Source organism: Erwinia sp. PME.40.26/001, assembly GCF_055556675.1.
In genome coordinates, this window is the sequence record NZ_JBVHNP010000001.1 from 1,547,210 (window position 1) to 1,559,549 (window position 12,340).

A 12,340-nucleotide genomic window follows, 5' to 3' on the forward strand; every position below is an offset into this window, starting at 1 on the left:
ACGGCAACATGGGCTATTCGGGAATAAGAAATTGAAAACAGGGGCTATCGTATTCACGTTTTCCGCACTGCTGGCCAGTACTTCTGCCTTTTCCGCTGAAGAAGAGAGCTGTCGTAACGGCTTTTTCCCCGGCTACCAGGGCGAGTATCACCAGGCGGAAATTCGCGCCGGGGCCGGTCAGGTGCATTTCTATGATGATATGAACGGCTGCCCGGAAAAAGGCGAAAGTTGTGCACGGAAGGCCTGGCTGGTGCCGGGCAACACGGTGCTGGTTGCGCAGACCAAACCCGGCTGGAGCTGCGTCTGGTATTTTGCTAAAAAACGCGATTTTACCAGCTGGATCCCCTCTGCCAGCCTGAGCCCGATCCCGACCCGCACCGTGCAGGAAGCGGACTGGCTGGGACGCTGGCTGCCCGTCGAAGGTAATAATGTGATTACCCTCTCCCGCCGTGGTGGCCACCTGCACGTCAGCGGTAACGCAGACTGGCACGGGGGTATCAACAGCTACGGTGAACAGGTGGTGCATGTGGGCGAAATTGACGATGACGCCACGGTGAAGGGAAACCGTCTGACCTTTGGCGTGCCGGACTCAACGACGTATGAGTGCGGCGGCGAAATGCTGTTGGTTAACGGTAACCTTATCGTGCGCGACAACAGTAACTGCGGCGGGATGAACGTACGCTTCGATAGCGTATATCGCCTGGCAGAAAAGACAAAATAGTCGGCAGCCCTTTGTGCCTCGAGGGAGGCAATGCGCCTGGACTGACCTCCTGTAATGAAATTACGTTTCTCCCCCTCTTTTTTTTCGTTCACATCGGCGAGAAATGAGGGGGAAATCGCGAGGATTCTCGCATTATGCGCACAACACCGCCTGAATCACATCCGGCTTGCCGCTTTCCGAAGGAGAATGCCTCGCTCAATCATCTGATTTGTTAATTAAAAGTTAACAAAAATAAAAACAAACAAATAAATAACATTTTTCCGTAGTAAAAAAACAACAAAGACATCAGTTTAAACAAAAATTTAACCTGATTATTCATTGATTTTAACATTAAAAGTCAGCGATCACACTTCTGCGCTCTGCTCAACTCTTCGCCAAAATCTTCTTGCTATCTTGTTTCGGTGGTCAACGCCACCTCTTACCTGACAAAAACAACGAACCGGATAACAAGGTACTGCTATGAAATTTAACCTCTCGTTACTCAACGCCTGTGTCGTCTCTGCCTGCATGTTGTTCGCGACTCCCCTGCTGGCCGCAGAAAAACATGATATCGCCGTGGTAGCCAAGGTGACCGGTATTCCCTGGTTCACCCGTATGGCCGTCGGCGTGGATGAAGCCGCGAAAAAACTGGATGTTAACGCTTACCAGGTGGGGGGATCCACCGCTGACCCGGCGCAGCAGGTCAAGGTGATTGAAGACCTTATCGCCAAAAAAGTCGATGCGATTATCGTGGTACCGAATGATGCAAAAGTGCTTGAGCCGGTACTGAAAAAAGCACGCGCTCAGGGCATCGTGGTCCTGACCCATGAATCCCCGGACCAGCCGATTGGCCAGTGGGATGTCGAGACCATCGACAGCGTCAAATATGCTGAAAAGAACATGGATGAACTGGCCAGCAGCATGGGCGGTAAAGGCGGCTATGCCATCTATGTCGGTTCCCTGACCGTGCCGCTGCACAACGCCTGGGCGGATGCGGCTATCAAATATCAGAAAGAAAAATACCCTGACATGCACGAAGTCACCTCGCGCCTGCCGGTGGCAGAGAGTATTGATAAATCTTACGCCACCACGCTTGACCTGATGCGCACCTACCCGGATCTGAAAGGCATTATCGGCTTCGGTTCGCTCGGCCCGATTGGTGCCGGGCAGGCAGTGAAGAGCAAACGGGCGAAGAATAAAATTGCCGTCGTCGGCATTGCGATGCCAGCCCAGGCGGCACCCTACCTGGCGAGCGGTGATATCAAAAAAGCCCTGCTGTGGGATCCGAAAGATGCCGGCTTTGCGCTGGTCAGCCTCGCGGACCAGCTGCTGGACGGCAAACAGGTTACCCCGGACCTGACCATTGACGGCCTGGGTAAAGCCGATGTGGATATGGAACACCATGTGATCCGCTTTAACCGCATCCTTGAAGTGACCAAAGATAACGCGAAATCCCTCGGCTTCTGATCGTATCGGGCCAGTCTCTGCTGGCCCTGTTCCACACCAGGGTACTGAATTATGTCCACGCAAACACCGTTTATCTCGCTGGAAAATATCAGCAAATCCTTCCCGGGCGTACGCGCACTGGATGCGGTAACGCTGACGCTTAACCGGGGTGAAGTACACTGTCTGGCCGGGCAAAACGGCTGCGGAAAAAGCACGATGATCAAGGTGATCTCCGGGGTTTACCAGCCGGACAAAGGATCGCATATCAGCATTGACGGTAAGCTACTGACCCACTTAACACCGGCCCTTTCTGCCTACTACGGCATTCAGGTGATCTATCAGGATCTGTCTCTGTTCCCGAATCTGTCGGTGATGGAAAATATCGCCGCCCATCGCTTTCTGCCGGGCGGCAACTTCTGGGTCAACCGCCGGGCGATGCGCCAGCTGGCACAGGAGACCATGGCGCGCATTGGCGTGCAGCTTGACCCGTCGCGCAAGGTTGAAAAACTGTCGATAGCCGACCGCCAGCTGGTGGCCATCTGTCGCGCGCTGGCTGCCGATGCCAGCCTGGTGATCATGGACGAACCCACCGCCTCCCTGACCCGCCACGAGGTTAACGGCCTGCTGCGGGTGGTCAGTGAATTGAAAGCCGCCGGGATCTGCGTGGTGTTCGTCAGCCATAAGCTGGATGAAGTGATGGAGGTCTCTGACCGCATCAGCGTCATCCGCGACGGCAAACTGGTCGGCACCTATGCCGCCAGCAAACTGGACAGCGACGAGCTGGCCTGGCTGATGACCGGACAGCGCTTCAGCTTCAGCCACCTGCCGGAGCGTGCCGAACGCAGTGACACGCCGCTGCTGGAAGTGCGCAACCTCTCACGCCGCAACCAGTATCAGCAGATCAATTTGCAGTTAAGAAGTGGCGAAATCACCGCCATCGTCGGCCTGCTGGGGGCCGGGCGAACCGAACTGTGCCTGTCACTGTTTGGCATTACCCAACCCGACAGCGGTCAAATCATCCTTGACGGTAAGCCGGTGAAACTGCGCAACAACCGCGACGCCATCCGCCACGGTATTGCTTACGTATCGGAAGACCGGCAGACCGAAGGGCTGATCATGACGCAGTCGATCTTCGATAACCTGCTGGTGCCGATCTTCCCGCACCTGCGTAATCGTCTGGGCCTGCTGGACCGCGATGAGGCACGTCAGCGGGCATCAACACTGATCCGCGAGCTGAATATCAAAGTCTCCGACAGTCAGCTGGCGGTTCAGACCCTGTCCGGCGGCAACGCGCAACGCGTGGCGATTGGTAAATGGGTCGCCACCCGGCCGAAGGTGCTGATCCTCGACTCCCCTACCGTCGGCGTCGATATCGCCAATAAAGAGGGGATCTATCGTATTGCCCGTGAGCTGGCCGAGTCCGGTATGGCGGTGCTGATGATTTGCGATGAGATCCCGGAAGCTTACTACAACAGCCACCGCGTGCTGGTGATGCGCAAAGGTGAGCTGGTCGCCAGCTTCGCCCCGCATCAGTGCCGCGAAGAGGAGATTGCCGGGGTGGTCAATGAATAACAAATTACGACATCTGGCCAGCCAGCACGAGTTCTGGCTGGGTATGCTAATTGTGCTGCTGGCGCTGGGCCTCAGCCTGCGCACCAGCGAGTTTCTGACGCTCGGCAATCTGACTGACGTCGCCACCAGCTACGCCATCCTCGGCATTCTGGCCTGCGGCCTGTTTGTGGTGCTGATCGCCGGAGGGATTGATATCTCGTTCCCGGCCATGACCGCCATTGCACAATACGTAATGGCCAGCACCATGCTGGCGCACGGCGGCAACCTGTTCAGCGCCTTTGCGGTGGCCATCGCCTGTGGCCTGCTGTTAGGGATGCTTAACGGCCTGCTGGTCTTTCTGCTGCGGGTCCCGGCGATCATCATCACTATTGCCACGCTGAACCTTTTTTACGGACTGCTGGTCTGGGCGACAAACGGCACCTGGCTGTACGGCTTTCCCGACTGGTTTATGAACGGCATTAACTGGTTCTCGTTCACCGCCGCCGACGGCTACGAATATGGCCTGACGCTGCCGCTGCTCTGCCTGCTGGCGGTTTTCGTCCTGACCGGGGTGCTGATGAACTTTACCCGCGTCGGGCGGCAGATCTACGCCATGGGCGGCAGCCGCGAGTCGGCGTCACGTCTTGGTATCAATCTGCGCAGCCTGCATCTGGCGGTGTATGGCTACATGGGCGTGCTGGCCGGGGTAGCGGCCGTTGTTCAGGCGCAGACCACGCAGTCCGTTGCCCCCAACTCACTGGTGGGTTACGAGCTGACGGTACTGGCAGCGGTGGTACTGGGCGGGACCAGCATGAGCGGAGGTCGCGGTACGCTGACCGGCACCCTGCTGGGCGTGCTGTTGCTGGCCTTTCTGCAAAACGGCCTGACGCTGCTGGCGGTGTCGTCCTACTGGCATATGGTGTTTAGCGGCATCATTATTCTGGTCAGCGTCAGCGCTACGGCCTGGAATGAAAAACACCAGCGCGCAAAGGGGAACTGAGATGCAAACATTACTGAATAAACTGCCGGGTGACCGCATTATCCGCCTGCAGGTCCTGATGCTGGTGGCGGTACTGGTGTTGTTTTCCCTCACGCTGGGCGGGCGCTTTTTCAGCGTCGGTAACTTCCAGTCGATCGCCAGCCAGCTGCCGGTGCTCGGTCTGCTGGCGCTGGGCATGGGCGTGACGATGCTGACCGGCGGCATTAACCTGTCAATCATCGCCAGCGCTAACGCCTGTTCGCTGCTGATGGCCGCGCTGATTGTTGCCCATCCTGACCAGCCGCAGTGGATAGCGCTGGCGCTGCTGGCCGGGCTGGCCCTCGCCGTGGTAATTGGCGTGGTCAACGGCGTACTGATTGCGGTGATTGGTGTGTCGCCGATTCTGGCAACGCTGGGTACCATGACGCTGATTGCCGGGCTGAATATCCTGCTGTCTGACGGTGCGGTGATCTCCGGCTTCCCGCCGCTGATACAGATGCTTGGCAACGGCGATGTCGCCGGCGTACCGCTGTCGCTGCTGCTTTTCCTTGCCGTCGCAGCCCTGATGTGGCTGCTGCTGGAACGCACCACGCTGGGACGCACTATTCTGCTGCTGGGCAGTAACGAAAAGGCCACGCGCTTTAGCGGGGTCAACACCACCCGCGTGACCATTGTGGTGTATATCCTGTCGGCGCTGATGAGCTGGGGTGCGGCGCTACTGATGATGTCGATGTTTAACTCCGCCAAAGCCGGCTACGGCGAGTCCTGGCTGCTGGTGACCATCCTTGCCTCCGTGCTGGGTGGCATCAATCCGGACGGCGGCTTCGGGCGCATTCCCGGCCTGATCCTGGCGCTGATCGTGCTACAGATGCTGGAAAGCGGGCTGAACCTGCTGGGGGTGAGCAGCTACCTCACTATGGCCCTTTGGGGTGGTGTACTGATCCTGTTTATTGCGTTGCAACATCGCAGAACCTGAGACTGAGGATAAAAATGGCGAGCTATTATATTGGTGTGGATGTGGGAACCGGCAGCGCCCGCGCAGGCATTTTTGATGTTACCGGGCGCATGATGGGCCAGGCGAGCCGTGAGATCGCGTTGTATCGCCCGCAGGCTAACTTTGTTGAACAGTCTTCTGACAATATCTGGCAGGCGGTGTGTCAGGCCGTGCGCGATGCCATTAATCAGACCAATATCAATCCGGTACAGATTAAAGGGCTGGGTTTTGATGCCACCTGTTCGCTGGTGGTACTGGATAAAGAGGGCCAGCCGCTGACGGTCAGCCCGTCCGGGCGCAGCGAGCAAAATATTATTGTGTGGATGGATCACCGCGCCATTGTTCAGGCGGAACGTATCAATGCGTTAAAACACCCGGTGCTGGATTATGTCGGCGGGGTGATTTCTCCGGAAATGCAGACGCCGAAACTGCTGTGGCTGAAGCAGCATATGCCCGCCAGCTGGCAGAACGTCGGGCACCTGTTTGACCTGCCCGACTTCCTGACCTGGCGCGCCACCGGCGATGTGACCCGTTCGGTCTGTTCGCTGGTGTGCAAATGGACCTGGCTGGCGCACCAGGACGGCTGGGATAGCAGCTACTTCAAACAGGTGGGGCTGGAGGATCTGCTGGAGCACGATGCGGCGAAAATTGGCAGTGACGTTAAAGGCATGGGTGAACCGCTGGGTCGCGGGCTGACGCAGCGTGCGGCCAGCGAACTGGGCCTGCTGCCCGGTACGCCGGTCAGCGCTTCCATCATCGATGCCCACGCCGGCAGCCTGGGGACGCTGGGCGCTGCCGGTCCTTCCGGTGAACTGGCTGACTTTGACCGCCGCATTGCACTGATTGGTGGTACGTCAACCGGGCATATGGCCATCTCCCGTGAGCCGCGCTTTATTAAAGGCGTGTGGGGGCCTTACCTCTCGGCGGTACTGCCCGACTTCTGGCTGAACGAGGGCGGGCAGTCCGCTACCGGAGCGCTGATAGACCATGTGATCCAGTCACACCCCTGCTATACCCAACTGCGGGAGCAGGGGCAGGCTCAGGGCAAAACTATTTATGAGGTCCTCAATGCCCTGCTGCGCAAGATGGCCGGTGACGCGGATAAGATTGCTTTTCTGACCCGCGATATCCATATGCTGCCCTACTTCCACGGCAACCGCTCACCGCGTGCAAATCCGAACCTGACCGGCATCCTGACCGGGCTGACGCTGTCGCGCACCCCGGAAGATATGGCCCTGCACTATCTGGCGACCATTCAGGCCATTGCCCTTGGCACCCGGCACATTATTGAAACCATGAACCAGACGGGCTACAGCATTGACACCATTATGGCCAGCGGCGGCGGCACCAAAAATCCTGTTTTTGTGCAGGAGCACGCTAACGCCTCCGGCTGTACCATGCTGCTGGCAGAGGAGAGTGAATCAATGCTGCTGGGCAGCGCGATGATGGGCACTGTTGCGGCAGGCGTCTATGACACGCTGCCGGAAGCGATGAATGCCATGAGCCGCATTGGCAAAACCGTGACGCCGCAGACCAATGAGATCAAACGCTATTACGATCGTAAATACCGCGTGTTCCGTGAGCTGTATCACGACCATATGAAATATCAGCAAATGATGCAGGAGGAGAGATGACCCCGGAGCAGAGCTGGCAACAGGCCAGCACAGCCTGGGAAACCTACCGTCAGGCGCTGGATACACTGCACACCCAGCTTGACCGTCAGCAGTGGCTGGCAGTGCTGGACGCCCTCGCCACCTGCCCCGGCAAGATCGCTGTGACCGGGATTGGCACCTCCGGCATTGCAGCACGTAAAATTGCCCATATGCTGGCGTGCATTGAACACCCGGCGATCTGGTTAAGCGCCGCCGATGCCGCCCACGGTGATATCGGCTTCCTGCGCAAGGGCGATATCCTGATCATGCTGTCGCGCGGCGGTAACTCGGAGGAGCTCACCCGGCTGTTGCATACGGTCAACGTCAAGGGCTGTACACTGATCAGCGTCACTGAAAACGCCCACTCTGCCATTGCCTGGGCTGCCGACCTGCTGCTGTTGATGCCAAAATCGCAGGAGATCGATCCACTGAAGATGCTGGCCACCACTTCTATTATCAGCGTGCTGGCGGTGTTTGACGCGATGATCTCAGTGCTGATGTCGCAGAGCGGCTTCAGCAAGAAAAACCTGCTGGAGGTGCATCCGGGGGGGAATGTGGGGAAAGTGTTGAGGGAGGAGTAACTCCTGAGGGATCTCCACACATTTTTAGTCGCTAATCGTTCAGCTTCAGGCCTGGGGGCAGTTTGAGCACACCGGATCCGCAAAGTCCGCATCCATGCGGGCCTCGTCACGCGGCATCCCTGCCGCGTGACGACCGGCTTACCTCAAACTGGCCCCATCCCCGCAAGACCGTGCTAGCTGGCGACACCGCATCCCGCACGTTTGATCCTCCTTCTGCCCGGGCCTTTCCCCTACCCTGTTAACGGTATTAAAACAGGGACGTGAATTATGCTCAGAAAAACCGGCCTCATCTGCACCATGCTGCTACTCAGCGGCTGCGCGACCATCACCAGCCATACCGTCGGTAATAACCCGAAAAATTCGTTCTATGCGGGTACGCAGCTCGACTACCACACGCTGCACGACTGCTTCTGGTGCTGGCTGGATCTGCCCGTGTCGATTGTCGGGGACACGCTGATGTTGCCCTATGATACCTGGCACTACTACCACACCCCGGAAAACACCGCTGACCCACATAAATCATCAGCACCGGTGAAGTAAGCACCGCCTTTGTGCTAGCCTGCGGGAAGAACATTATCCCGAAGGAGAGCGACAGTGGATGGAGAGCAGATACAGAATATTGCCAGACAGGTCGCTGGTGAGCAGCCGGAGGCGGAGCTCTGTTATCCGTTTGGCCCGGAGTATGAGGTGTTTAAGGTACGCGGCAAGATATTTGTCCTGATGTCACAGGTACGGGGTGAACGGATAGTGAACCTCAAGTGCCGCCCTGAAGAGGGCGAACTGCACCGGGCAATCTACGACAGCATCCACGCGGGCTACCACATGAATAAACGCCACTGGATTTCAATTTATGCGGGTCAGCAGATTACGGAAGGATTAGTCAGGCAGCTGGTGCGGGAGTCGTACGATCGGGTGGTTGCCGGCATGCCAAAACGACAGCGCCCGCTGGCGCTGCGGGAAGAGTAGCAGGCAAAACAAAGGGGCGACCTCAGTCGCCCCTTTGTCAGCACGGCAGGATGGCAAATTATGCCAGTTTGCGCATCACCAGGGTGGCGTTGGTGCCACCGAAGCCGAAGCTGTTAGACATCACGGTGGTCAGCTTACGCTCGGTAGGCTGAGTCACGATATCCAGGCCTTCTGCCGCCGGGTCCAGCTCGTCGATGTTGATGCTTGGCGCAATAAAGCCGTGTTCCAGCATCAGCAGGGAGTAGATGGCTTCCTGCACACCTGCGGCACCCAGCGAGTGGCCGGTCATGGCTTTGGTGGCCGACATTGCCGGCGTTTTGTCCGGGAAGACGGCACGGATAGCACCCAGTTCCTTCACATCGCCTACCGGCGTAGAGGTACCGTGGGTGTTCAGGTAGTCGATAGGAGTATCCACACCTTCCATCGCCATGCGCATGCAGCGCATGGCGCCTTCGCCTGACGGCGCTACCATGTCCGCGCCATCTGAAGTGGCTCCGTAGCCCACGATCTCAGCGTAAATATGTGCGCCACGCGCCAGGGCGTGTTCCAGTTCTTCCACCACGACCATACCGCCACCGCCGGCGATAACAAAGCCGTCACGGCTGGTATCGTAGGTACGGGAGGCTTTTTCCGGGGTCTCGTTATATTTGGTCGACAGCGCGCCCATCGCATCGAACTCGCAGGACATTTCCCAGCACAGCTCTTCGCCACCACCGGCAAAGACGATATCCTGTTTGCCCAGCTGGATCTGCTCTACCGCGTTACCGATGCAGTGTGCAGAGGTGGCGCAGGCAGAACTGATAGAGTAGTTGACGCCGTGAATTTTAAACGGCGTGGCGAGGCAGGCAGAAACGCCGGATGCCATCGCTTTGGTCACCATATAGGGACCCACGCCGCGCAGGCCTTTGGCGCGCATACCGTCAACGCTGGCAGCCTGATAGAACGGTGAACCACCGCCAGAACCGGCAACCAGACCCACACGCGGGTTGTTCTGGTATTGCTCATCGGTCAGGCCAGCATCTTTCACCGCATCCTGCATGGAGAGGAAAGCATAAATGGACGCATCGCTCATAAAACGCAGCATCTTGCGGTCAATACGGGCTGAAATATCGTCTTTCGTTAACTTAACGTTACCCCAGACGTGACTACGCATACCGGAATCTTTCAGTTCCTGCGAGAAGGTAATACCAGAGCGTCCTTCGCGTAATGATGCCAGAACTTCCTCTTGGTTATTACCAATACTGGAAACGATCCCTAGGCCAGTAATCACAGCACGTTTCATTCAATACCTCTTTCACTTCTAATTAGGATTCGAGTGGCACTCTAGCGTACAGTTGTACGCCGAACAAGTCCGATCAGCATATTCCTTGTGTAAATTTGCGTAGGGTCAAGCACATCGTTAAAATCCCGCCACTGCCTGAGCAATGAGCCTTTGCCGTGAAAACCGCACCAATAGAGTACGCAGAGCTACGCTGGAACGATCAGGGTACACCTGTATCCCGAGAGTTTGATGATGTCTATTTCTCTAACCAGAATGGTCTGAAAGAGACCGGTTACGTCTTTCTTGACGGCAATCAGCTGCCGGATCGTTTTGCCAGCCATCCGCGCGACCTGTTTATCGTGGCCGAAACCGGTTTCGGTACCGGCCTGAACTTTCTCACGCTGTGGCAGGCCTTCGATGCCTTTACCGGGCATCAGCCGGATGCCCGGCTGCAGCGCTTACATTTTATCAGCTGCGAGAAGTTCCCGTTAACGGTCAGCGATCTCGAGGCCGCTCACGCCAGCTGGCCGCAGTTAGCCGATGTGGCGCGCCAGCTGCGTGAGCAGTGGCCGCTGCCGCTGCCGGGCTGTCACCGCCTGCTGCTGGACGGCGGGCGCATCACGCTCGACCTGTGGTTTGGCGATATTAACCAGCTTATACCTACTTTTGATGACACCCTGAACCAGCAGGTGGATGCCTGGTTCCTGGATGGCTTTGCCCCGGCAAAAAACCCGGATATGTGGACGCCGGCGCTGTTTGACTGTATGGCCCGCCTGGCACGTCCAGGCGCGACGCTGGCGACCTTTACCGCCGCCGGATTCGTCAGGCGCGGGCTGGCAGAGGCCGGGTTCGAGGTCAGCAAGCGTAAAGGCTTCGGCGAGAAGCGTGAGATGCTGGTCGGCCGCCTGCCTGCCGCCGTGCCTTCCCCTGCACGCACCCCCTGGTACGCCCGTCCGGCGGCAGAAGGCATGGATATCGCCCTGGCTGGCGGCGGTATTGCCAGCGCACTGCTGGCGCTGGCGTTGCTGCGGCGGGGCAAAAAGGTCACGCTCTACTGCGCCGACGACCGTCCGGCACAGGGCGCGTCCGGCAACCGTCAGGGGGCGGTGTATCCGCTGCTCAGCCCTCACGATCCGGCGCTGGCACAGTTCTTCCCTACCGCTTTCACCTTCGCACGCCGCCTTTACGACCGTCTCGGCCTGCCCTTTGAGCACGACTGGTGCGGCGTGACCCAGCTGGCTTTTGATGAAAAAAGCGCGGATAAAATCAGCAAAATGTTACAGATGGAATTGCCGGCTGCGCTGGCGTCCGCGCTGACTGCTGAAGAGGCGGAGGCGCTGTGCGGCGTGACCACCGGCTGTGGTGGCATCGCCTATCCGCTGGGCGGCTGGCTCTCTCCGGCGGAGCTCACCGCCGCGCTATGGCAACGGGCAGCACAGCAGGGAGCCACCCTGCACTGGCAGCAGGCGATCGCGCAGATAACCCCACACCCGTCGGGCTGGCAGTTAAGCTTTGCCCACCAGCCTGACGTCACGCACCGAAACGTGGTGCTGGCCACCGGCCATCGCCTGACGGCGTTCAGCCAGAGTGAAAAACTGCCGGTCTATGCGGTGAGCGGCCAGGTCAGCCACGTGCCGACCACTCCGGCCCTGTCAGCCCTGAAACAGGTTCTGTGCTATGACGGTTATCTGACGCCGGTCAGCCCGCAGTTCCGTCAGCACTGCATCGGCGCGAGCTATCATCGTGGCGACACCGCTATCGACTACCGCGATGATGACCAGCAGGAGAACCGGGAGCGGCTGATCCGCTGCCTGCCCGATGCCGCCTGGCCGCTGGATATTAATGTCAGCGACGGCGAAGCCCGCTGCGGCGTACGTGCCGCCACGCGCGATCATCTGCCGATGATGGGGGCCCTGCCGGACTACGACGCCACCCTGCAACAGTATGAAACCCTGGCGCAGCAGACACAGCCCGCCCCCGCTCCGGTCCATAGCGGGCTGTTTGTATTGGGTGCCCTTGGCTCACGCGGATTGTGCAGCGGACCGCTGGCCGCGGAAGTGCTGGCCGCGCAGCTGTGCGGCGAACCGATCCCACTCGACGCCGCCACGCTGGCCGCCACCAGCCCCAACCGGTTCTGGATACGTAAGCTGCTGAAAGGGAAACCGCTAAAGTAAGAATTATCTTTGTTGAAAAATGCTTATGCCACTAAA

General features: G+C 58.4%; 11 protein-coding genes. 10 read left to right on the forward strand and 1 reads right to left on the reverse strand.

What is annotated here, in order from left to right; all coding sequences use genetic code 11:
• Positions 1-31: 31 nt before the first annotated feature.
• The 9 genes from ACZ3HG_RS07290 to ACZ3HG_RS07330 all read left to right on the forward strand — a co-directional run bounded on the left by ACZ3HG_RS07290 (position 32) and on the right by ACZ3HG_RS07330 (position 8,869).
• A complete protein-coding gene (locus tag ACZ3HG_RS07290; RefSeq protein WP_191933031.1) occupies positions 32-721 on the forward strand; it encodes a hypothetical protein in 690 nt (229 codons plus the stop codon).
• A gap of 459 nt (positions 722-1,180) precedes the next feature.
• Positions 1,181-2,167 carry an autoinducer 2 ABC transporter substrate-binding protein gene (locus ACZ3HG_RS07295; protein WP_062742995.1) on the forward strand — a complete coding sequence of 329 codons (987 nt, stop codon included), beginning with the start codon at positions 1,181-1,183 and terminating at the stop codon, positions 2,165-2,167.
• A gap of 51 nt (positions 2,168-2,218) precedes the next feature.
• Positions 2,219-3,718: a sugar ABC transporter ATP-binding protein gene (locus tag ACZ3HG_RS07300; RefSeq protein WP_465332488.1), complete on the forward strand. Its 1,500-nt coding sequence runs from the start codon at positions 2,219-2,221 to the stop codon at positions 3,716-3,718.
• Complete coding sequence (locus ACZ3HG_RS07305) at positions 3,711-4,697, forward strand: ABC transporter permease (RefSeq protein WP_191933033.1); 987 nt, start codon at positions 3,711-3,713, stop codon at positions 4,695-4,697. Before ACZ3HG_RS07300 ends, ACZ3HG_RS07305 begins: the two co-directional genes overlap by 8 nt.
• A gap of 1 nt (position 4,698) precedes the next feature.
• Positions 4,699-5,652, forward strand: a complete 954-nt coding sequence (locus tag ACZ3HG_RS07310) for an ABC transporter permease (protein WP_191933034.1) — start codon at positions 4,699-4,701, stop codon at positions 5,650-5,652.
• A 14-nt stretch (positions 5,653-5,666) separates the two neighbouring features.
• Complete coding sequence (locus ACZ3HG_RS07315; protein WP_191933035.1) at positions 5,667-7,304, forward strand: FGGY-family carbohydrate kinase; 1,638 nt, start codon at positions 5,667-5,669, stop codon at positions 7,302-7,304.
• A complete protein-coding gene (locus ACZ3HG_RS07320) occupies positions 7,301-7,903 on the forward strand; it encodes an SIS domain-containing protein (RefSeq protein WP_465332491.1) in 603 nt (200 codons plus the stop codon). The genes ACZ3HG_RS07315 and ACZ3HG_RS07320 overlap by 4 nt, the downstream gene beginning before the upstream one ends.
• A gap of 267 nt (positions 7,904-8,170) precedes the next feature.
• The gene (locus tag ACZ3HG_RS07325; protein WP_465332493.1) at positions 8,171-8,443 is read left to right on the forward strand and encodes a YceK/YidQ family lipoprotein; all 273 of its coding nucleotides are present in this window, start codon (positions 8,171-8,173) and stop codon (positions 8,441-8,443) included.
• A 54-nt stretch (positions 8,444-8,497) separates the two neighbouring features.
• Positions 8,498-8,869 carry an MmcQ/YjbR family DNA-binding protein gene (locus tag ACZ3HG_RS07330; RefSeq protein ID WP_191933043.1) on the forward strand — a complete coding sequence of 124 codons (372 nt, stop codon included), beginning with the start codon at positions 8,498-8,500 and terminating at the stop codon, positions 8,867-8,869.
• Between the two features lie 58 nt (positions 8,870-8,927).
• Here ACZ3HG_RS07330 and fabB read toward each other — a convergent pair whose 3' ends face one another.
• Entirely contained in the window at positions 8,928-10,151 is a 1,224-nt protein-coding gene (gene fabB, locus ACZ3HG_RS07335) for a beta-ketoacyl-ACP synthase I (protein WP_191933044.1), read from the reverse strand.
• A gap of 155 nt (positions 10,152-10,306) precedes the next feature.
• Between fabB and mnmC the strand changes: the two genes are divergently transcribed.
• A complete protein-coding gene (gene mnmC / locus ACZ3HG_RS07340) occupies positions 10,307-12,304 on the forward strand; it encodes a bifunctional tRNA (5-methylaminomethyl-2-thiouridine)(34)-methyltransferase MnmC2/FAD-dependent 5-carboxymethylaminomethyl-2-thiouridine(34) oxidoreductase MnmC1 (protein WP_465332495.1) in 1,998 nt (665 codons plus the stop codon).
• Positions 12,305-12,340 lie beyond the last annotated feature (36 nt).